This window comes from Candidatus Erwinia dacicola, assembly GCF_001756855.1.
Lineage (GTDB): Bacteria > Pseudomonadota > Gammaproteobacteria > Enterobacterales > Enterobacteriaceae > Erwinia > Erwinia dacicola.
Window position 1 is genome coordinate 1 of record NZ_MAYS01000112.1, and the last position, 21,214, is coordinate 21,214.

Below are 21,214 nucleotides of genomic sequence, written 5' to 3' on the forward strand. Positions count from 1 at the left end.
GGCACTACGCGATGTATGTGGAGCAAGCAGCCGCCAGCGGCGGCCAGTGATTATTTATATAAATCTATTTTTATAAGGTGTGACAGATGAAATTCCGATCTCGTTTGCTTGTTTTTCTGCCCCTGCTTTTCCCCGCCCTTTGCCTGGCTGACTTTTCTGGCCGTGTTGTTCAGGTCGTCGATGGTGATACTGTCCAGGTACTCACCGACGGCAAAATGATGAAAGTTCGCCTTAACGGTATCGATGCCCCGGAATCGGGGCAACCGTTCGGCCAGCGCTCGAAGCAAAACTTGTTAAAGCTAGCCGTCCAGAAACAGACGGAGGTCATAGCCAACAATACAGATCGTTATGGCCGCTGGCTGGGAACATTGATGATTGGCGGTATCAATATCAACGCAGAGCAGGTTAAAGCGGGTATGGCGTGGGCTTACCGCTATCATGGCCGTGCCAGTGACGAAACAATGCTACGCCTTGAAGAAGAAGCCAGACGCCATAGAATCGGGCTGTGGTCGTCACCTGATCCAGTGGAGCCGTGGAAGTGGCGCAAACAGAATAAATAGGATTATATTTTTATATAATTCTGATATGGTAAGGTTAATTTTTAGACGGACGAGGGACTTATGATATTCGCTAAATTTCAGTCACTGACCCATAAGATAGACACTATGGTTATTCGTGACATTAAACGGGAAATGCCGTTGAAATACTGGTCATTCAAAGTGGCGGAATGGATCGCCAGAATCGGAACGATTGGTTTTGTACTCACTTTTATCACGTATTTTGGATTCGGCCTCATGATGCAGTATTACGGCCAAAACCTGCCGGAATCGTTTACTGAGGGATGCGCTCAAGCCATCGTTGCATTGATAGCTATTGCCCTGGTCGGCCTCCTGGTCAGAGGCGGATTGTACGTCGATCTGGAAAAAAGAATACTGGATAAGTGGCAGAGCTACGTTCAGTGACGGTATCACCCGGCCAGTGGCCGGGATACCGGGTGACTTAATGATGTTTTTTCCAGAATTCCTGGTACGCCTCGAACAGCTCCCCATGTTTCATATCATTGGCCGCAGCAATGGAGCGGAACTCACGTTTCAGCTCCATATCAATGTATAAGTTAAGCTGTGCCTTACGGCCATCAGCACTTTTCCGGGTAGGATTAAAGCCGTGTTCCGTATCCGCCTGGCTTGGCGGCTCACCTTTAGTATTGCGCGGTTTTGCTGGGACGTTCGCCATAATATCACCTCACAGATAAATATAATTATATTATTATACACTACTGCGTAAGCGTTGTCAGTCGGTCGATCACACCCTGCACAACATCATCAGCTTTCTGCCGTGGGCCAGGGAAAGGCGACTCCGTAAGAGCAAGCCCTTTATCCTGCGCCTGGCTGAACGATGTCAGAAAAGGAATAGCGCCCGGAATGACGGGAACGCCGCAGGGTTGCAGGTATTCCAGCGCCGCACGATATTCACTCTCACTTTCACTTACCCCCGCAAACACCACCGCCATTTTATCTGTCGAATGTCCTTTGTTACGCAGCGCGTTTACTGTCGTAACGGTCGTTCGTAGAACGTCTACGCTAAACCCTGTCGGCAGTACCAGCAAATCGACAATATCAATTAGGCTGAGTAACGATTTCGTGGCATACGCCGCACTGTCGATGACAATCAAATCCCATTGCCCGGATTCAATCTGTTTCTTCGCCTGTGAAACCGTCCCGCATCCCTGAATTGTCACCGGAGGTTCAAAACCATTCCGCAACCGACGTTGCCCCCAGTCCAGGAAAGACCCCTGATTGATATCCATATCCAGCCCAAGAACCCCCCATCCCGCCTTTGTATACTCGGTAGCTATAGCCCGTGACATCGAGGACTTTTTCACCCCGCCTTTCCCGTTAGCCAGTGCAATAACAGCGGTCATAAAACCCACTATTAAAATATTTTTATAGAAAAATATAGATTTAGTTTGAGTGTAGCGCAGCCACACAAAAGAGTAAATATAAACCTATAACAATATAATTATAGGTTTATATATTTTTTTTATTCTGTCGCCATAAGCTCACACCGACACTCACCGCAAAGCAATACAGCGGAGGGTTTCGCCCATGCGTTCAGCCCACATTCCGGGCAGGTAAATTTCATGCGGGTGCCAGTACCCTTTACTGGCGGTTTGATCATGACGCTGAGATCGTCATCGTCTGGAATGAGTTCCTGGCGGGATTTGCTGACGGTCAGTGATAGCTGATTAATAAGGTCAGTATCGTTTTCATCGGTGACGGCCAGCCAGTCATCGAGGATATCGCTGTTAATCTTTGAGGTAACAATTGCTCCGTCAGACCAGCGGTCATACCAGGAGATAGAGAAGCCATTTTTAAGCAGGTCATACACGGCTTTCTGAAAGCGGCCACCACGGATAATGTAGTGCGTCATCTGCTGCCCGTTCTTTTTCCCGCCAGGTAAGCCGGTATTTGATGGCATAAGCCCGACTTCCTCCATCTTCGCGCCCCATACACGATCATGATAGCCGCCCCGGCATTTTTTAACCGGGGCGTAATGCTGCCACACATGCACCATTTCATGTACCAGTGTTGACAGGGTATCGGCCAGCGAACGGCCACCGAAGTAATCAGGATTCATCGCCAGCTCCGATACGCTGGATTCCCCTGTGAAGCGTTCAGGCGCGAAATAACCAAAGGTGTTACGACCGCGCTGTAACGTAATCAGCAGATCCGGCAGAGCCTTATCAAAGAGGGAAAGATTGAACCAGTCATAAGCCTGTTGAAGCTCACTGTATGCCTTAATTGCGGGTTTGATATCGGACATAACACTATCTCCATATGAATTGTATTGCACAATACAATTGTAGGGTTTGGCGGCAATCCACACCGTGACCGAAGCCATATTATTATATAATTATAGAAAAATAGAAAGTGATGTTATCGACGGTTCGTAGGGAAATGCGGGGGAAATGGAAAGATGTTAAATTTGTTAACGCTCTCCGTATTTTTAACAAAATTTTAACTATAGAATGTCGGCCAGTTTGACCGGAAATCACATAAGCAAATGACGCCTTGAAGCGAGAAAACCGCCCTAATCGCTATTTGTTATATAGAAATCGTGGATTTAACATAAAAGGCATTTGGCGAACCAAATTTTGACATAAATCAGAAAAATCAGCCCCCACTGCACAGCGGCGATATGTGCAATGTATTGCGGCCATTGCAGTCACAGCCTGAGAAATTTTCTGGGAAATAGAAATAACTTCAATGATATTATATATAAAGAAAAGCTTCGGGAAACCGAGGTAAAGTTCAGGAGTCATAGAACCCCGAACTGCTTCACGGAGCATCACATAGCAATCCCCAATCCCTGAGGTAACTATGTGGACTTTACGGAATATCAAGAAGAAATAATCGAAGATGTAAAATCTTGCCTTGAAAGCTTACAAGTCCAACCCATCTTATTCATGGGTGCAGGAATTTCGCAACGATATATAAAAGCGCCTGACTGGGAAGGTCTACTGAAGCAACTTGCGGAAATCTGCCCTTTGATCAAACGCCCTTATGGTTACTACAGCCAAACAAAGGGTGATAACAAGCCATTGATTGCTAGTGATTTTTGCGACTATTATGCCGAGTGGGCTTGGGATGAAGGCAAGAATCGCTATCCAGAAAAATACTTTGAAGGAACGACTTCAAAAGATATTTATCTTAAGCATGAAATTGCATCCCTCCTGAATAAATTATCAAACTCTGTTGATTTCTCGAATATGGAATATACAGAGGAGATTCAGAAGTTAAGGAAGGTAAAACCACATGCAATTATCACAACAAATTACGACGACACAATAGAAAAAATATTTGATAACTATCAGGCAATAGTAGGCCATAACGTTGTTAAAGTAAATTATTCGTCTTATGGCGAAATTATGAAAATTCATGGTAGTAGTCATGAAGTTGAAAGTATTGTTATTACAAATGAAGATTATATTGATTTTTATAAGCGTAAGAAATACATCAGTGCTAAGTTGCTAACTTATTTTGCTGAACACCCTTTATTTTTCTTTGGGTACAGCATCAATGATGAAAATATAAAGGCGATTCTCTCTGATATAGATGAAATCATAGCGCCTAATAATGCATTGATTCCAAATATTTATCTTGTGTCCTTTAGTAAGAATTGCGAGGCCACTGGTTCTCATCAGAAGGAATTGTTAATCGGTGTTGGTGACAATAAAAGCATTCGAATCAAGGTGATATACGTGAATAATTTTGGCTGGGTTTTTGATGCGTTGTCATCTAATACACCAGAAATTAGCGTTAATCCAAAGCTTGTGCGTGCATTCTTAGCCAGAACTTACACTTTTGCATCAGAATCTCTTGTAAAACAGGAGCTTCCATACGATTTTGAGATATTCCGTGATATTGCAGAACATGATGATGCATTAGCAAAAATGTATGGTATTGCTGAACTCAATAATGGGCAGGCTCTAAATGCTAGTTTCCCATATACAATGTCTGATCTGGCTAGGATTCTCGACATGGGGTCATGGCACTATGTTAATCAAGAATTTGAAAAATTAAGAAAACTAACCGACTTCAATATTAAAGCATCAGACAACAATTATCATGTTTTCATAAAATCGGGAAAGAGTGGTGTCGGTAAATATTCATCTGAGGCACTTGATTTATTGCGGAAGTTGATAAGCGGGGATACTTTTGAGTTAAATCCATAATTAACTATGATGCGTACAGTGACGTGATTCTAAATAGGCCGCTACGGGAGAAGTTTTTGCAGCGGCCTTTTCAACACATAAACATTTTTAACGAGCCACTGATTCGACAATTCTAATGAGACTTGACAAAATTTTGGGACTGACCGGATATAAAAGAGCAGTCCCGGAGGACTGGATATTCAGTACAGTGCAATGACAGGTTTCTTGATACCGCAGGCGTGAGCGTAGCGGGTCAGTGTGTCGATGCTGGCTTTGGTGATGTTGTTTTCCAGGCGGGAAATAACCGGAGGTGTAACCCCCATGCGTTCAGCAACCTGCGCTTTTGTCAGGTTGTCATGTTTACGCCATTCCGCAAGTAGCTCTCTGAGCTTCTCCTTGCGTTCTTCTTCCTGCCATGCAGCGCGATATTCATCGTCCTGCATCCACTCGTTATGCAGTTCTTTATGGCTTACCAGTTTCATTAAGTACCTCCGCTAACCGCTTTTTGGCGAGATCAATTTCTTTCGCTGGCGTTTTCTGTGACTTCTTGATGAAAACCCGGAGCATGATGATGGTATTGCCTTTGTGGTATACCCAGATACCCCTGGCTATGTCCGTCCCCATCGTGCGGATCTCAAAAAGTCCATCGCCCAGGGGTTTAGTGTCCGGCTCCCGCAGTAATCGGGCGTCAAACTCCAGTTTGCCGATGAGACGGTCAAACTTCACCCTGATTTTTACGGGTAATGCTGTGGCTTCTTCCCTGGCTTCAGGGTGATAAACGACGCTAAACATATGACCTCCCATTTCCATTAACATTAACCTATAGGCTAATTTCAGGCAAGCTAAAATTAACCTGTAAGCTAATATTGTTGGCAGTTATCGCGGCTACCCGGTCACTACCCTGTTAGCGTGAGTTTTCGTTCCACTGAGGAACGGGGATTGATGCGCGTCAGCGCATGTAAGGCGGCAGGATGAAATGACAGGTAGCACTGAGGGTTAGCCGCCGATACCAATGAGGGATCGAAAGGGATCGCCTATCCATCCCCTCACCCTGCAAAGCCATACTCCACTAAAAGCGGCTCAGAGGCTTCTGTGCGCGGTCGGAGTGGTCACAACAAGGCGAAGCCGCAGTTGGGGCGTATCTCCGCGTTAGCGGGTCGTGAGAGCCGCTTACAAGCGTGTTAGTAAATGGTTCAGCGATATTTGCTGACGCATCCGGCGTGGCCGGATTTGTCCAATCCCTCGACGGCTAACAGACGAGCTGTTAGCCCTCTCACGATTCCGTTCTGAATGCCCCGCGCTTTAGCGTGGGGAGCTACTTTTGAGGCGCTCGCGCCGATGTTGTTCGGTTATCCACTTTTTAAAGGGGATAACAGTAATGTCTTTTATTTTTTGGTTTATCTTTTAATACGTAAGTAATTAAAAGATAAACCAAAAGAGTAATTGCGCCATATCATTTGCACTTCATTATCACTTACCCACAAGCTATACAGCAGTTGTGGGGGGCTACGCCGGAACCGCCGAAAAATCCGTCATTCCGATAGGAGGGATGGTTTGGATTTCGGAAATTATTGTACGTTAAGGCTGTTTTTTGTACTGAGGTTTATTGCAGACGTGCAGAATCCCCGCTAGCTAAGGCGGTAGTTTGTGGAGGTCAGGCAAAGGTTGGTGAGTAGTATTCCTGTTTGCGCTGGCGAGCTGCGTCACGCCTCGCTTTCATCCTGGCTAATCCGGCTGCGGCCTTGCGCGTCCAGTTTTCAACTTTGATAGCGATTAACCGGACATCCCCGGAGGATATGATTTCTTCCGGGTTGGCCTTAAGCAGCCTGGCGCGTTCCCGGTAAACCTGTTTTAGCGGGATGCCGAGAATGGCGAAGAAATCCTCTGTAACCTCGATGTGCTTGCAAGCGCAACGGGCATCATAGGGGTTGAAAGGGGCTTTTTCCGAGATGATGGCATTGAGCCAGGAGAGGCGATCACATCCCCGGCTGGCACGAGAAATCGACTTGTGACCCGCATCACTGCGCGTCGTCAGCCCGGCGCGTTCGGCCAACGTTTCAAGGTTATGTATGGTTTGCCAGTCCCTTAAATCCAGATCGTCAAGGATGGCCAACATCAGCTCGCAAAGAGCCTCTAGCCCGAACTTGTTCGCTTCATTGACCCAATACTTATTGTGCCGGATGCGGCGCCGAAGTTCGTTTTTGATTTTGATACGCCCGGCTTCGGTCGCTAGCGACTTAATCCACCGATTGAGGAACCGGCGACGCTTGCGCGAGGCAACGTTATAACAGGGGCTTTGCTTTGCGACGCCCGTAGGTGATACGGACGATTTGAGAGAGAGACTCTTATCAGTCACACCCGCCCGCACTTATGGCGAGTCTGAGGGGTTGTGTTAGGTTATGCATTTGCTATAATCCTTCACAGGCCAGCGCCTGCTTTTGGACCCCCTGATCTCTGTCTCTCCCGCCAAGTTGAAGCAGATTTCAGGGGGTTTTTGCATTCAGGGGTTGAGCTTTCGCTTCACCCCCATCCCTGGACGCTATTACCGGGAACGTCCCACCCGCATGAATACTGTAAACGTCGGTAAATTACCACGACGTTACATTAGGATCAATTATCTCGCCAAAGATTCCGCAAAAAACCACTCTATTTTATTACCAAAAATCATAAAGTTGTATGAATCTCAATAACATTGAGACTATAAATATAGATCATCCTCCCATCGTTACCCTATCTATTTAAAACACGTAACCCCTGATTTTTACGCAAATTTTTTGTGTAGAAATCAGGGGTTGGACAAGCGAAGCGCGGCAGGGTTACGGGCGATGTTTCAGGCATTCAGTGAGCTGAACGACCAGCTTTCTTGCGTCATCAAGCTGTTCAGCCATTTTTCGAGCCTCGTCAGCAATGCTTCCGTTTGTTGGCTGTTTTCCATTCTTGTGCATTTCCAGCAATATTTTTGCAGTGACATCATTCGCTGTATAAAAATAATACTCTGGATATCCCAAAACATCTGCAATCTTCTGCACCAAGCTAAAAGGCGGCTCGGTTCGACCTATCTCATAACTTGATAGACGGGAACGTGTGCTAACCCCTTCAATTCCAATCAATTCTGATAATTTTTCTTGAGATAGTCCTACTGCTTTCCGGGCTTCTTTTAATCGCTTAGGCACCATATTTACCCCCCCTTTTTGGGAAGGCTCATCTTACAAGTCACAAATCGCTCAAATGTTGTGATATTGAGTGATGGTTGATTTTGAGTGATTTAATGTTATTATCATTAGCAGTTCTTGATGTTGACACCCCGAAATGACTGTATAAAATACCAGCTGTAAATTTATACAGTTAAGCTATGAGTACGCGCTCTAAGTTCCGCCAACTTAGGACGGCGGAAAATGGGGGCTTGTGCCCATTAGGGAGGATCTTATGTATGAATGGTACGTTTTATACTGCAATAATCAGGATGTTGAACGCATCACCCGAAGAGTCGAGGGACTGGATGTCGAGGTGTTTTGCCCCCGCTATATCAAAGTAACGCCACGAAAGGATTGCCGGGCGGTACGTCAGGAAGAGAAGGTGTTGTTTCCGAATTATCTTTTCCTCTGCTTTGACGTCAACATAACGCATACATCGACAATCACATCCATTCCGGGCGCTCATGGTTTTGTCAGCTTCGGTTCAACACCCTGCACCGTCCCCAAATCAGTGATAACAGCGATTGAATGCGCCCGTCTGATGGCGCTCAATCCTGATGGAGATGCTATCGAGTGCCGAAATATCGCCCCGGATTTGCTGGCAAAAATTCAAGAACTCTCCCTGATAAGGTCTCCGCTCCAACGCTAGGTAGCCTTTTCAAAACTACTCCAGAACCAATAGCACTAACCACAACCTGACCTCCCTTGCACCGCAGGCTTCATAAGCTGCGGTGCTTTTTTCATAGGAGTTTTTACCTCATGCCGAAAAGCGTACCAGGCAAATCAAGCACGGCTGTTATTTACATCGGGCAAAAGCGCTATCAGGAGTTAGCAAAGCAAGCCCGTGAAATCAGCTACCTGTCTGAATCAAATATCCGGCCAAGCACCTTTCTCCAGTTCCTGATGGATGAATTTGGTGAGCAAGCCCGTACTGAGCTGCTCCGGCAGCTACTCGCAGAGAAACAAAAGGAGTAATGCAATGAGAAAACCCACCTATAACGTGTACGTCACGCAGGAAACCCAGCCCGACGAGAACGGCGAAAAAAATACGTACTGGACGAAAGTCGGTGCGGCCTTCGCACACAACGGCAAGTCGGGGCTGAACATCATGATCACGCCCGGTATTTCCGTTTCCGGCAAGCTGGTACTCCTCGAACCTAAAGATGACGCAGCGCCGCAGGCTGCTCCTGTCAGTTAAAACAGGGAGACAGCACAATGAATCGAGACAATCCCAATGCCTGGCTTGCGTTCGCTGGCTGGTTGTTCGTTCTGTTCATCATCTGGCTGATCACCATTTTTTTGTTCTGAGGTTGCCATGCTTTCCACCACTGCTTTTCTGGCGGTGGCTATGCAGTGTGCCGCCACCGTTCACCCTTCTACGTCCCTCGATGTGGCAAGGGTGGAGTCCGGTTATAACCCCTACGCCATCGCTGAGATCGTGCCTAAGCCCGAACGAAAACCCGGCGATAAAGGCTTTATTACTCACATGCCAAAAAGTAAGGAGGATGCAGTCAGCATCACTAATCAGATTGAGGCGAAAGGTCGCCGCTACTCTGTTGGCCTGATGCAGATAACCAGCACCAATTTTAAGCGTTACGGCGTCACCGCTACTGACCTTTTCAATCCCTGCATCAATCTTTCCGTCTACGAAAAAATCATCACCGACTGCTACCAGCGGGGCGGCACCCTGAAAAGGGCGTTGAGCTGCTACTACTCCGGCAATTTCAGTACCGGACAACAGCAGGAACCCGCTTTTTCAAAGACGAGCTATGTGCAGCGGATTGGCTACTCCCCGGCGGATACCCGCTATGCCGTTCCCGGCACCCGCGATGATATCGCAACCCCAGCGGCCACCCTGAAAGCTACACCAGTGGATGCGCCGCCGCGCCCGCGCGTGGTGTGGCCGGGGGCGATCGTTCGCGGCGTTCCGGCTCAACTCCGCCAGAAAAAGGCGGCCACCGTCTATTACCCCGCGCAGGTTGTGCGCGGAAATCGCGATGTAACAACGAAAGAGGAAGAAAAATGAAACTTTTCAGTAAGGTAACGGAATTAATCAGCCATGCATCTGCTTATGTTCTGGCTCCGGCCATAAGCGTTTTTTCTGCCAGTCCGGCTTTCGCTGATGGTTTTAGCCGGGCAAATACCATCATGGAGAAGGTATCCAGCGGGCTGCATGGTCTGGCGGCCATCACGATCACCGTGGCCGTAATCTGGATTGGTTACAAGACCCTGTGGAAAGGTGAAAGCCTGTCACAGTGCGGCTACATCATCATTGGCGGTATTTTAATTGGCGGAGGCAGTGAAATCGGCGCTCTGCTGATGAGCTAAGAGGCTGAATATATGGCAAAGCTGCTCAAGGCAATGAAACGCCCGGCGGCGCTGTGGGGGGTGCCTATGGTGCCCCTGCTGGCTGTCACGGGTGTAACCATCATCGTTGCTATCTGGACTTCTCCCGTTCTTCTGGCTCTGCTCCCGGTAGAGTTCTTTCTGATGAAATCACTTACTCGTAAAGAACCTATGCGGTTCAACCTGATAGCCGTATGGCTGAGAGTAAGGGGAAGCCCAATAGCAAATCGTTTATTTGGCGCAACAACATTCATGCCCGTTGAGCATGAGGCTGTTGATATCAAGGAGTTTATAGACGCCATGAAACTAAATCAGTGTGCCACCATCAAGAAGTACATCCCATACTCATCGCACATTCATCAGCATGTGGTTCGTTCCCCTAAGAGCGATCTGTACTGCACCTGGGAATTGATGGGAACGCCGTTCGACTGCGAGTCTGACGAATCGCTCCAGTTCGGGACGAACCAGTTACACGGGTTAATCCGCTCATTCGAAGGTATGCCCGTTACTTTCTATATCCATAACGACCGTAATACATTTACCGACAATCTTCATAAAGATTCCGGCAACCCGTATGCAGATGAAGTTAGCCGTCTTTACTACGCTTCTGTCGGTTTGTTCCGGCGCAACCGCCTGTTCCTGACGGTCTGCTATCGCCCGTTTGTCAGCCTTGAAAAAGCAGAACGCAAACGGATGAAAGACAGCCAGAAACTAAAGGAGCTGGACGGTGCTTTGCTGGAAATGCTGGAAATAAAAAGCACGCTCGATACCGCGCTGTCGCGCTATGGTGCGCGGCCTCTCGGTACGTTTACCGAAGGAAGCGCGGTGTTTTCGTCGCAACTGGCTTTCTATGAATATCTGTTAACGCACCAGTGGCGAAAGGTGCGCGTCACCCGCACCCCGGCCTATGACGTGATGGGAGCGGCGGCGTTGTTCTTTTCGGCTGAATCCGGGCAGATAAACCACGCCAACGGTACGTAATATTTCCGGGGGCTGGAGGTTAAAGAGTTCTCCGAAGAAACCGCCACGGGAATGATGGACTCCCTTCTTTATGCGCCCTGCGATTACGTGATCACGCAGTCTTACACCTGCATGTCACGCGAGGAAGCGAAAAAGGCCATTAAGCGTACCCGTCGCCTTTTGATGAGTGCCGACGACGATGCTGTTTCCCAGCGGCTGGATCTGGATGTGGCTCTTGACCTGCTGACATCGGGGAAAATCGCTTACGGAAAGCACCATTTTTCCATCATGGTGTATTCCCCGTCGCTGGAAAGCCTGGTTGCTGATACTAACGAAATCAGTAACGCGCTGAACAACATCGGAATAACGCCTGTTCCGGCAGAAATATCGCTTTCAGCGGCATATATGGCGCAACTGCCAGGCAACTACAATCTGCGGCCACGTAAAGGGGAGCTGAGTAGCCAGAACTTTGTGGAGCTGGCCGCACTCCATAATTTCTATCCGGGCAAGCGCGATAAAGCCCCCTGGGGGGATGCGATGGCTTTACTGCGCACCCCGTCAGGCGATGGCTACTATATCAACCTGCATAACACACTGGCAGATAAGGACGAATTCAACGAGAAGAACCCGGCCAGTACCTGCATCCTCGGCACGAACGGTTCGGGTAAAACCATGTTGATGACGTTCTTTGAGATCATGCAGCAGAAATACGGGCGCGAGGATAGCTTCTCCCCGGATGCCAAAACCAAACGGCTGACAACCGTTTACCTCGATAAAGACCGGGGCGCAGAGATGAACATCCGGGCGCTGGGTGGCCGTTACTATCGGGTTATCAGTGGTGAGTCTACAGGGTGGAACCCGTTCTCGTTGCCAGCAACCAAACGCAATATCAATTTCATCAAGCAACTGATGAAAATCCTTTGTACCCGCAACGGCTCGACGATCTCCCCACGCGATGAACGCCGTCTGAGTGATGCGGTCAATGCTGTGATGAATGACGAGCCGCAATATCGCGTCTACGGCATTACCCGAATGCTGGAAAATTTACCTGAGCCGGCTACGAAAGAAGCCCAGGAAAACGGCCTTAGCATTCGGTTGTCACAGTGGGCGCAGGGCGGTGAGTTCGGCTGGGTGTTTGATAACGAGTCTGACACGTTCGATATCAGCAACTGCGATAACTTCGGCATAGACGGAACGGAGTTCCTGGACGACGCAAGCGTATGTGCGCCAATCTCGTTTTATCTGCTGTACCGCATTACCAGCCTGCTTGACGGGCGACGCCTGGTCATTTTCATGGATGAATTCTGGAAGTGGTTACGCGACCCGGTGTTTAAGGACTTTGCTTATAACAAGCTGAAAACCATCCGTAAGCTGAACGGGATGCTGGTTGTCGGTACTCAATCCCCGGCAGAGATCATCAAAGATGATATCGCCCCGGCAGTGATTGAGCAGTGCGGGACACAGATTCTGGCGGCGAACCCCAACGCCGACCGCGCACACTATGTTGACGGCATGAAGTTTGAACCGGAAGTGTTCGACGTGGTGAAAGGGCTTGACCCGCAAGCCCGCCAGTATGTTGTGGTGAAAAATCAGTTCAAGCGCGGCGATACTAAACGTTTTGCCGCTCGCGTCACGCTCGACCTGTCGGGTATCGGCAGATACACCAAAGTCATGAGCGGCGATGCCCCCAACCTCGAAATATTCGAATCGATCTACCGGGAAGGAATGCAGCCTCATGAATGGCTCGATACCTACCTGGCTAAAGCGCTCTGACCCAAAGGATATATACGATGAAAACTCGCTTTCGTACTCTTATTCTGGCTTGCGTAATTGCAAGCCCACTGGCTCATGCTGGTATTCCCGTCGCTGTTGATGCTGACCCTATGCGGGACGTGCAGTGGGCGCAGGAGTTAAAACGCTGGATGGAAACGGCCAGACACTACCAGTCACAAATACAGGCATATAAAGACCAACTGGCGACGGCCACTGGCGTTCGTGATATTGCTGATTTTGTTGACCAGGCCAAAGGCCTGAAAGCTGACCTTGAAAAACTGCGTAAGCCCGGACAGGCACTGAATGACTTGCTTCTCTCCGGCGGTTCCTCCGGGCAGTTCGATGCGTTGTACGAGAAGTATAAAATTTTCGACACCTGCAACACTGCGCAATCGGGGAGTTATGCCAACGTATGCAAGCAACAGGTCATCAACAAGGCTATCCAGCTTGAGCAAACCGACGAGGTTCAGAACCAGGTAAGCCAGACCCTGGGGGAAATAAACAGTCTCTCCAACAGGGTAGCGTTAGCCAAAGATTCGAAAGAATCTCAAGACCTTGCAAACAGTATTCAGCTAAAATCTGTCATGCTGAACACGCTTACCACCCAATGGGAAATGAGCGTGAAAGCAGCAGAGAAGCGCGAAAATGCGCTTGAAGCGGAGCGTGTTAAGCAGTGGAATCAGCAGCAGTTAAACGCGCCAACTGCTGACCTTAATAATTTATGAGGTGTTTATGTTATCAAAAAAATTATTTTAATTTCGACGCTCACCCTGTGCTTTTCTATTGTTGGATGCAAAGAGGAAGCTAAAACAACAAAATGGTATAGGGATCACCCTGACGAATTAAAACTAGTTTATGAAAAGTGCCAAAAGAGTGGTGACGCTTCTGAAAATTGCAAGAATGCAAATGAAGCCCATTATCAAATCAAGCAACTAAACGCACCAACTCCAGACTTAAATAATTTAGAGGAGTAATATATGAGTGGCGGTCTTTTTGTTGGGGTTGAGAAATACCTGATAGGAGGAATTACAGACGCCACAAAGGGATTGATGATGTCGTACTCTTCTATGATGATGGGGCTGGCAGCAGCGTCAGCTACCATCTACATCATGTGGCGTGGATACCAGACTTTGGCTGGTAAGCTATCTACGCCGATGGAAGACACGATGTGGGACATCATGAGGATGGCGATCATCCTGTCCTTTGTGGCTAATTTAGGCGGCTACCTCGATGGCGTTATTGATGCCATAAACGGAATAAAGGAGGGTTTTTCTGGTAGTGATAATATATGGCAGTTATTAGACACCCTATGGAATAAGGCTAAAGTGTTAGGGAAAACGCTACATGACATGGATAATTCTACATATGTAAAAGATGAGGGAATGACTGCTCAATTTTGTGTATGGCTTGGAATATTCGCACTTATGATTCTAGCGGGCTTTGTTTCAATGGTTGCCGAAGTAATGATTCTACTATTAGGAATAACCGCACCTATTTTCATATTCTGCCTTATGTATGGTTTCCTCCGCCCCATGTTCAACAACTGGTTGCAAAATATATTTGCAGGAATATTAACAATTCTATTTGCCGCTCTCTCATTGAGAATTGTAGTGAATTACTTGAATCTCGTTCTTAATAAGGCGACGAAGGTAGCAGACAGTTCAACAATTGTTGAACTTGGTGCTCAAGTCTGCCTTGCAGGTATTTTCGCTGCAATACTGGTGTATATTTCCGCTAAGGTAGCCGCAGCTCTGGCCGGGGCAAGGGCTACCGTATCCATGCAGGGGCTGGCCGCTGTAGGTATCGGTGCTGCTGCTTTTGGTGCCGGGAAGCTGGCCGTGGGAGCAGTTAAAGAAACCAAACGTTCCGCCCAGGACAACATTCAGGGCTGGAAGGATGCGAATGCAGGTAAGCCCGGCAAGCCCGGAGGTGAGTTAGGCTATAACGCATCTAAAGCGCGGAAGTACGCGATTGAGCAGATGATAGCCCGGAACGAAGCGCGGAGGCTGGCACAGCCGAGAGAATCCGCGGTTAAGAAGTTCAACAGCTAGGCCAGACGTCTCCAGTCCATCCCCCCGAAACACCAACCTATGAAAATATAATTATATTTTCATATTCCTAATTCAGTTGAGGAAATCATTGATGAAACGCTTGATTGCGCTGGCTTTGCTGTGCGCGCTTTCTGGCTGCGCCCAGAACACGCCTCCCTCTGCATTTAGCGGTAAGGGAGAACCCGTAAACACCCCTCAAATTATGGCGGAGTTAAACAGTCATGAGTGAACAGAAATTAATTGCTGAGTCCCGCACCTTTGAGCAGCAAATGATTGATCGGGACAAACGCGCCACCAAGGCCGGTTTTGTCGTTGGTGGTGTAGGTCTGGTGATTGCGCTACTGGCGCTCGTCTCCGTGGTCGTGATGTTGCCGCTGAAACAGACGGATGTTGAGCTGTATACCGTGGATAACCACACAGGACGGGTGGAACACGTTACCCGGACATCGAAAACCAGCCTGACCGCAACAGAAGCCTATCAAAAGGCGATGGCCGCAAACTACGTCAAAGTGCGTGAGAGGTATGTCTATCCCTCTTTGCAGGACGACTACGAGACGGTACAGGTTTACAACGCCCCCCAGGTAAACGATGACTACCTGGCGCTTTACGCCGGAAAAAACGCCCCGGACAAGGTTTATAAGAACGGGGCGCACACCGTGAAAGTGGAGATCTTGTCCAACCAGATCACCGATGCGACAGCCCCTGATAGGGTCGCCACCATCCGCTACAAGAAGATTATCCGCCGTCTGGCTGATAACAGCACCCGCAACGAATATTGGGATGCCCGGTTCACGTTCCATTCTAACCCTGACAAGGAAATGAGCGATGCGGAACGCGAGATCAACTACTTCGGCTTTACCGTCACCAGTTGGCAGACCGACCGCGAAATCAGGGGAGGTGAATGATGAAAAAGTTAACATTTACCGCACTGGCACTGATGATGTGCGGCGCGGCATGGGGTGCGGCCATACCAAAGGCAAGCCGCTATGACTCCCGTGTTCAGCAGGTTATCTATAACCCGCAGAACGTAACCGTCGTTAACACCAAACCCGGCTTTATGACAACGCTGGTCTTTGATAACGATGAGGCGGTCATAAGCGCCAAACCTGGCTTTGATGAGGCGTGGGAAGCCACGCCGGATGCAAACCGGGTCAACGTTCGCCCGGTCGCGCTCACGCAGGGAGCGCCCGGAGAAGATGGCAACACAACGCAGGTCGTGATCCCCCCGAACAGCCGGGACTGGCATACCAACATGCTGGTTGTCACCAGTAAGCGCCTGTACAACGTCGAGCTGAACGTCATCGATGATAAATCGGCACAGCAACCCGCTTTCCAGGTGAGCTATCGCTATCCGGGCGAAGAACGGGACAAAGCGAGCCGGGAGGCGATGGCCAGACAACGCGAGTGGGAGCAGAAACAGCAGCAGGCCAGCGTCCAGAAAGCGCTGAACTCGGCACAGACGCCCCGCAACTGGAGTTACACAAAATATCCGGGCAAAGGCAGCTTCAACATTGTTCCCGATTTTGCTTACGACGATGGCCGCTTTACGTTCGTGGGCTTCTCCCCGTCTAAGTCTATTCCTTCCGTCACCAAAGAGCTGAACGGCAAAGAGCATGTGGTTAACAGCAGTATCCAGAAGAAAGGCGACTTCACCGTACTGGTGATTCAGGAGGTGACGCCACGCCTGGTACTGCGTTCCGGTAATGCCGTTGTGGGTCTGGAAAATAGCGGATTTGGCAAGGTACACGCCGCCGATGGTTCCACCGTATCCCGGCAGGTGGAAAGAGTGGAAAAACCGGAATCCAATTAACATATAAAATAGTTTTATATTTTTATAAAAAGGAAACGTGCATATGAACGACGAAAACAAAGTGCCTGTGCCGGATGAAGCGCAGGCATCCCCGGCACACGCTGAGGATGATATTGCCACGCTTGAGCGGGAAGCCCGCGCTAAAAGGGAGGCCGAGCTTCTCAATGCGCAGGACGACGAAGAAAAAGACCCGGTACAACCCGCCGTTAACAAGCTAAAAAAGCGCAAACGGGGCAAAGCAACCGCCTTTCTTGCCATTGTCGCGGTCGCGCTTATCTTCCTGGCATGGGGGGGTAACTGGGTTTATCGCAATATCCTGTGGCAACCCACGGAAGAAAAGAAACAGGACACAGCCCCGCAGACGAACAAAACCGATTACCGGCAGCGTAACGATCTCGGTATGTCCACCGATACAGCCGAAGAAGAGCCAGAGCAACAGGATAACGGCCAGAGCAGCACGAGGGGAACAGGGCAGGCGGCTCCGGCCGCCCCGCCAGAACTCAACAAAGCCAGCTTCCTTATTCGCCGTGATGGTTCAGCCACCACACAGAACCAGGTAAAAACCCGGCAGCAGGAAATGACGCTGACATCGGCAACGACCACCGGACAACAGGACAGCAGCGCGGCCACAAATACCGCCGCACCGTCGCCGGGACAAAGCCCCGCACCAGTGCGCCGCATACCCTATAACCCTGACCTGTACATCCCGGAAAATACCTCGATCCCCTGCTCACTGGATCGCCGCTTTGTATCTGACCGGGCGGGAAAACTTCGCTGCACGGTCACTACTGACATCTGGAGCGCCAGCGGCAACACGAAGCTGATAGAGAAAGGCACCACGGCATCATTACTTTACCGCGCCATAGCGGAAGAAGGTATGAAGCACGGGCAATGGCGGGCATTCATCATTGCGACGAAGCTACGCACCCGCCAGCCGCCTTATCTCGATATCCCGCTGGTTGATACCAGCGCGGCTGGCGAGCTGGGCGAGGCTGGCGTTGATGGCTGGATAGATTCGCACTTCTGGGAACGGTTCGGCGGCGCGTTAATGGTCGGCATGATCCCCGATATTGGCGCATGGGCATCCAACAGTGCGGGTAAAAAAGACCGCAATACGGACTATACGGAAAACAGCCGCCAGGCTATGGCTGATATTGCGCGTACTACGCTGGAGAACAGCATCAATATTCCCCCAACGCTCTATAAGAATCAGGGCGAGATCATCAACCTGATCACAGGCGAGGATATTGATTTTTCCAACATCTATACACTGAGGTTGAAAAATGACCGCTAAGAATATTTCCCTCGACCGCTATAAACAGCGTTTCTTTGGCGACTTTCTGGAGCTTCCCGGCCTGACGGAGATCGCCGTCAACCGTCCAGGTGAGCTGTATACCAAAATCAACGGCGTATGGGAACAGCACGCCGTTCCTTTGTCCTATGAAGATTGCTACAACTTTGCCCGGTGCCTGGCAAAGCACCACGGCGACAATATCGAAGATATTAAGCCGGGGCTGTCAGCCACGCTGGAATCTGGCGAACGGTGCCAGGTGATTGTTCCCCCGGCCTGTGAGCGCGATACGGTGTCTATCACCATCCGTAAGCCATCAAAGGTACAAATCCCGCATCAGTCGTATATCGATGCGGGATTTTATAACCGGGTAACAGGCGAGGAAAAAACGGAGACGCACAACGAGGAATTAATTGCATTGTACAATACAAAAAATATTCCTTTGTTTATGGAGAAATGCGTCGAGTACGGTAAAACTCTCGCGGTCGCCGGGGAAACAAGTACCGGGAAAACCACCTATATGAAAATGTTGATAGGGTATATTCCTGTACATCTTCTGATATCAACCATTGAGGACAACCCGGAAATCACGTTCTTTATCCATAAAAACTACGTCCATCTTTTTTATCCGTCAGAATCATCAGATGAAAAAGGTTCTATCGTTACCCCGGCGAGCCTTTTACGCTGGAATTACCGTATGAACCCTGACCGCATTTTATTAACAGAGGTTCGCGGTGCGGAAGCCTGGGACTTCCTTAAAATAACAGGTTCCGGCCATGAAGGGAGTATGACCTCCATTCATGTAGGATCAGCGAAAGAAGCTATAGATGGGTTTATTACCCGTTGCTATGAAAATCCACAGTGCGCCCAGCTCCCCTATACATTTATGTTACGTAAGGTTCTGGATAGCCTGGACGTGATTGTGAGCATTGATTTAGACGGAAATGTTCGCCGTATGAATGACATCTATTTCCGTCCAATTCATCGAAACCAGTATTTTGAGGAAATGAAAGCATGATAAAGCAAATTAAAGTAATCATGTTGGCAGCAATAGTTACCGGATGTTCATCGCCGCCGCCTCCCGTTCCTGTAGAGTGGGATAAAGCCGCTGCCCCATTAAATACCAGTTTACCGCAATGGAGTGACAATAACGTTATAGTCCCTTCCCCGACAGTTAACGGTAAATGGACATCATCAATCAGCGCACAAAGTTTCTACGATACAATATGGAATCCAGCAGTATTTTACGCAGTAGCTCATTCAACACGAATTGTCGTCACTGCACAATCCGGCACTGATTTCTTTAATGCCAAAAACTGGCTTCGCCAGAATGGCGCAAAAGGTGTTATTGAATACCAGCCTATCTTTAATTTCCTGACGTGCAGAGAAACCACTATTTATTTCTCTCGCTAATCCATTTAAGCAATACAATCTAATAAGGATTTACCATGAAAAAAAACCGTTATCGCGGCGGCTGTGTTATGCCTGACCGCAGGAACACCGATTTATTCCTTTGCCGCTGACCCGTGCGAAGTTGTTCTTTGCATGTACGGAAAAGCTACGGGTAATAGTGGCGGGAGTGAATGCAGTTCAGCAGAACGCGCATTTTTTTAAAATTAATGCATTTAAAAAACACCATCGTTTTAATCCGGGTAAAACATTCGATATGCGAAAAGAATTTTTAGGCGAATGTAAAGCCGCAGACCCTGAATCAATAAGCAAAATCCTTTCAAAATTTGGCAGAGTGAAAGGATAACTGACATATCCATTTTGATATGAGAGGTTCGGAATGATAAACGAAGATTTATTCATTAAGAATATACACTCAAAAAATCAGGACAGAATATCTGTAGCCCTGGTATATGACACGTTATCAAAAGAAGCCCACAGAGGTTGTGGGCTGTATTACGAAATATACGAAAGTTGTTTTATCGGTCTTTTGCGCGATCATCTTTCAGAACTTAATAAAGCTGATGCAAATAAATTAAGACGCCATGCCGAAAGCAAAGGCACAAAAATTGATGATGCGTCCTACAGTGAAGCACTGGAAGCTGAAAGGGAGTGCAGGGCTGAAATATACCGCGAGCAAATGTAATCACACAAAACAAAAGTTTATTGTACAATACACAGACTAACAGGCGACGGGATTTTAAGGCTTCATTATTTTTGGCTTCAATTTCGAAGAAATTGTTAAGACGAAAAATAATGAAGTGGTACGCGGAAAGAAAATTCAATTTCGAAGAAATTGCTAATTTTCAGGAACCGCACCCACCTGCGAACATTCGCCCACAGCGAATAGAGCAGGCCGGGGGGAGCCGCAAAAATTTTGCCGCCCCAGCGAGCAAAAAGGCACGCCCACGTGCCGTTTTTTGTGGGGGGCTTGCCCCGCACACCGTCGCAGCCAGGTAATATAACCCGCCCCAGCGGGGGATATTACCGATTAGGCGCGACCAACCCCTTTAAAGCAGCGTTCCGATTTTTTCGAGCTTGCGAGGAAAAATAGGCTAAACGCAGCGTCTTAAAGGGGTTGGTCGCGCGTAGCGCAAGACGGTGTGCCGCCTTTGACCTTGGGGGTTTTGGCTCGGCGTCCAGCCGGGGCATTACCCCCATGTGTCATGCAGTGAGGGCGTCCAGCCCGAACGTAATGGCACACGCCGTTGCCCGTCATTCGGGCGTTTCAGAGGACAGACGACCACTGGTCGTCTGTCCTCTGAAAGCACGGATAACGGGCTTGATCGCCACTGGCGATCAGCGCCTTTTGCCTGTTCATCGGAGCATATTATGGGAGCATCGCATGGGAGCGTGGTTACGCTCCTATAAGCTGCTCCCATCTTTTACGCCCAACACGTCAGTTTTCGTATGGAGAAAATAGATATGGGTTCCCACCTGATGCAAAGGCTGAATGCCTTTGCCGATGCATTTTCCTTTTTCCTTTTATGGCTGCAAAACAGCCCTGTAATATTATCCCTGCTCGCAGGTCTTACATTACCTTTGGGGCTGTCCTAGATAAGGTTTAAATTTTACCTTTAACTATCTGTTTTAAAATAGTTAATTTCTGTTTTGCACTTGGAGTGT

Annotated in this window: 25 protein-coding genes and 2 pseudogenes; 19 read left to right on the forward strand and 8 right to left on the reverse strand. The window is 48.6% G+C overall.

From position 1 onward, the window contains the following. The first annotated feature begins 86 nt into the window (after positions 1-86). Entirely contained in the window at positions 87-560 is a 474-nt protein-coding gene (locus BBW68_RS03415; RefSeq protein ID WP_070134007.1) for a thermonuclease family protein, read from the forward strand. Between the two features lie 105 nt (positions 561-665). Beyond that, positions 666-962, forward strand: a complete 297-nt coding sequence (locus BBW68_RS03420; protein ID WP_245166505.1) for a hypothetical protein — start codon at positions 666-668, stop codon at positions 960-962. Positions 963-999: 37 nt separating this feature from the next. Here the strand turns inward: BBW68_RS03420 and BBW68_RS03425 are convergent, their stop codons facing one another. Genes BBW68_RS03425 through BBW68_RS03435 form a run of 3 tightly spaced genes read right to left on the reverse strand, consistent with a single transcriptional unit; the run spans position 1,000 to position 2,823 of the window. Continuing rightward, positions 1,000-1,233, reverse strand: a complete 234-nt coding sequence (locus tag BBW68_RS03425; protein WP_004178129.1) for a hypothetical protein — start codon at positions 1,231-1,233, stop codon at positions 1,000-1,002. Positions 1,234-1,273: 40 nt separating this feature from the next. After that, positions 1,274-1,987, reverse strand: coding sequence for a ParA family protein (locus BBW68_RS03430; protein WP_245675194.1), 714 nt, complete (start codon positions 1,985-1,987; stop codon positions 1,274-1,276). A gap of 53 nt (positions 1,988-2,040) precedes the next feature. Further along, positions 2,041-2,823, reverse strand: a complete 783-nt coding sequence (locus tag BBW68_RS03435; protein ID WP_070134009.1) for a SprT-like domain-containing protein — start codon at positions 2,821-2,823, stop codon at positions 2,041-2,043. Positions 2,824-3,382: 559 nt separating this feature from the next. Here BBW68_RS03435 and BBW68_RS03440 point away from each other — a divergent pair. Next, the gene (locus BBW68_RS03440; RefSeq protein ID WP_070134010.1) at positions 3,383-4,735 is read left to right on the forward strand and encodes an SIR2 family NAD-dependent protein deacylase; all 1,353 of its coding nucleotides are present in this window, start codon (positions 3,383-3,385) and stop codon (positions 4,733-4,735) included. 179 nt (positions 4,736-4,914) lie between these two features. Here BBW68_RS03440 and BBW68_RS03445 read toward each other — a convergent pair whose 3' ends face one another. From BBW68_RS03445 to BBW68_RS03460, 4 genes are all read right to left on the reverse strand, one after another. Continuing rightward, positions 4,915-5,196, reverse strand: a complete 282-nt coding sequence (locus tag BBW68_RS03445; protein ID WP_000780222.1) for a helix-turn-helix domain-containing protein — start codon at positions 5,194-5,196, stop codon at positions 4,915-4,917. Then, the gene (locus BBW68_RS03450; RefSeq protein WP_070134020.1) at positions 5,177-5,506 is read right to left on the reverse strand and encodes a type II toxin-antitoxin system RelE/ParE family toxin; all 330 of its coding nucleotides are present in this window, start codon (positions 5,504-5,506) and stop codon (positions 5,177-5,179) included. Before BBW68_RS03450 ends, BBW68_RS03445 begins: the two co-directional genes overlap by 20 nt. Before the next feature lie 862 nt (positions 5,507-6,368). Then, positions 6,369-7,070 carry a RepA family replication protein gene (locus BBW68_RS03455; protein WP_276325371.1) on the reverse strand — a complete coding sequence of 234 codons (702 nt, stop codon included), beginning with the start codon at positions 7,068-7,070 and terminating at the stop codon, positions 6,369-6,371. 460 nt (positions 7,071-7,530) lie between these two features. Continuing rightward, entirely contained in the window at positions 7,531-7,890 is a 360-nt protein-coding gene (locus BBW68_RS03460; RefSeq protein WP_057517074.1) for a helix-turn-helix domain-containing protein, read from the reverse strand. 250 nt (positions 7,891-8,140) lie between these two features. Between BBW68_RS03460 and BBW68_RS15610 the strand changes: the two genes are divergently transcribed. From BBW68_RS15610 to BBW68_RS03475, 3 genes are all read left to right on the forward strand, one after another. After that, positions 8,141-8,557, forward strand: a complete 417-nt coding sequence (locus BBW68_RS15610; RefSeq protein WP_083264780.1) for a transcription termination/antitermination NusG family protein — start codon at positions 8,141-8,143, stop codon at positions 8,555-8,557. Positions 8,558-8,667: 110 nt separating this feature from the next. Further along, on the forward strand, positions 8,668-8,883 hold the full coding sequence (locus BBW68_RS03470; RefSeq protein WP_004178170.1) for a hypothetical protein: 216 nt from the start codon (positions 8,668-8,670) through the stop codon (positions 8,881-8,883). A gap of 4 nt (positions 8,884-8,887) precedes the next feature. Next, positions 8,888-9,106, forward strand: coding sequence for a hypothetical protein (locus BBW68_RS03475; protein WP_011172006.1), 219 nt, complete (start codon positions 8,888-8,890; stop codon positions 9,104-9,106). On the opposite strand, the gene BBW68_RS20125 is transcribed toward BBW68_RS03475, so the two are convergent. Further along, positions 9,103-9,225 carry a hypothetical protein gene (locus BBW68_RS20125; protein WP_255093128.1) on the reverse strand — a complete coding sequence of 41 codons (123 nt, stop codon included), beginning with the start codon at positions 9,223-9,225 and terminating at the stop codon, positions 9,103-9,105. The two genes, BBW68_RS03475 and BBW68_RS20125, sit on opposite strands and share 4 nt — an antisense overlap. Between BBW68_RS20125 and BBW68_RS03480 the strand changes: the two genes are divergently transcribed. The 13 genes and pseudogenes from BBW68_RS03480 to BBW68_RS03530 all read left to right on the forward strand — a co-directional run bounded on the left by BBW68_RS03480 (position 9,224) and on the right by BBW68_RS03530 (position 20,234). After that, entirely contained in the window at positions 9,224-9,934 is a 711-nt protein-coding gene (locus tag BBW68_RS03480) for a lytic transglycosylase domain-containing protein (protein WP_070134012.1), read from the forward strand. The two genes, BBW68_RS20125 and BBW68_RS03480, sit on opposite strands and share 2 nt — an antisense overlap. After that, entirely contained in the window at positions 9,931-10,236 is a 306-nt protein-coding gene (locus tag BBW68_RS03485) for a TrbC/VirB2 family protein (RefSeq protein WP_070134013.1), read from the forward strand. The genes BBW68_RS03480 and BBW68_RS03485 overlap by 4 nt, the downstream gene beginning before the upstream one ends. Positions 10,237-10,248: 12 nt before the next feature. Beyond that, a pseudogene (locus BBW68_RS03490) lies at positions 10,249-12,987 on the forward strand (VirB4 family type IV secretion/conjugal transfer ATPase). Between the two features lie 17 nt (positions 12,988-13,004). Next, entirely contained in the window at positions 13,005-13,712 is a 708-nt protein-coding gene (locus BBW68_RS03495; RefSeq protein ID WP_000857358.1) for a TrbJ/VirB5 family protein, read from the forward strand. Between the two features lie 12 nt (positions 13,713-13,724). Beyond that, the gene (locus BBW68_RS15615) at positions 13,725-13,961 is read left to right on the forward strand and encodes an EexN family lipoprotein (RefSeq protein WP_083264785.1); all 237 of its coding nucleotides are present in this window, start codon (positions 13,725-13,727) and stop codon (positions 13,959-13,961) included. A gap of 3 nt (positions 13,962-13,964) precedes the next feature. Further along, positions 13,965-15,038 carry a TrbL/VirB6 family protein gene (locus BBW68_RS03500; protein ID WP_070134014.1) on the forward strand — a complete coding sequence of 358 codons (1,074 nt, stop codon included), beginning with the start codon at positions 13,965-13,967 and terminating at the stop codon, positions 15,036-15,038. 221 nt (positions 15,039-15,259) lie between these two features. Beyond that, a complete protein-coding gene (locus tag BBW68_RS03505) occupies positions 15,260-15,943 on the forward strand; it encodes a VirB8 family type IV secretion system protein (protein ID WP_070134015.1) in 684 nt (227 codons plus the stop codon). Continuing rightward, entirely contained in the window at positions 15,940-16,848 is a 909-nt protein-coding gene (virB9, locus tag BBW68_RS03510; RefSeq protein WP_102135750.1) for a P-type conjugative transfer protein VirB9, read from the forward strand. Before BBW68_RS03505 ends, virB9 begins: the two co-directional genes overlap by 4 nt. A 43-nt stretch (positions 16,849-16,891) precedes the next feature. Continuing rightward, the gene (gene virB10, locus BBW68_RS03515) at positions 16,892-18,142 is read left to right on the forward strand and encodes a VirB10/TraB/TrbI family type IV secretion system protein (protein WP_070134016.1); all 1,251 of its coding nucleotides are present in this window, start codon (positions 16,892-16,894) and stop codon (positions 18,140-18,142) included. Beyond that, entirely contained in the window at positions 18,132-19,157 is a 1,026-nt protein-coding gene (gene virB11, locus BBW68_RS03520; RefSeq protein ID WP_070134017.1) for a P-type DNA transfer ATPase VirB11, read from the forward strand. Before virB10 ends, virB11 begins: the two co-directional genes overlap by 11 nt. Beyond that, on the forward strand, positions 19,154-19,552 hold the full coding sequence (locus tag BBW68_RS15620) for a cag pathogenicity island Cag12 family protein (RefSeq protein ID WP_083264782.1): 399 nt from the start codon (positions 19,154-19,156) through the stop codon (positions 19,550-19,552). Before virB11 ends, BBW68_RS15620 begins: the two co-directional genes overlap by 4 nt. Positions 19,553-19,603: 51 nt before the next feature. Beyond that, a pseudogene (locus tag BBW68_RS03525) lies at positions 19,604-19,895 on the forward strand (conjugal transfer protein). A 33-nt stretch (positions 19,896-19,928) separates the two neighbouring features. Continuing rightward, positions 19,929-20,234 carry a dpoa decarboxylase gene (locus BBW68_RS03530; protein WP_070134018.1) on the forward strand — a complete coding sequence of 102 codons (306 nt, stop codon included), beginning with the start codon at positions 19,929-19,931 and terminating at the stop codon, positions 20,232-20,234. The last annotated feature ends 980 nt before the right edge of the window (positions 20,235-21,214 follow it).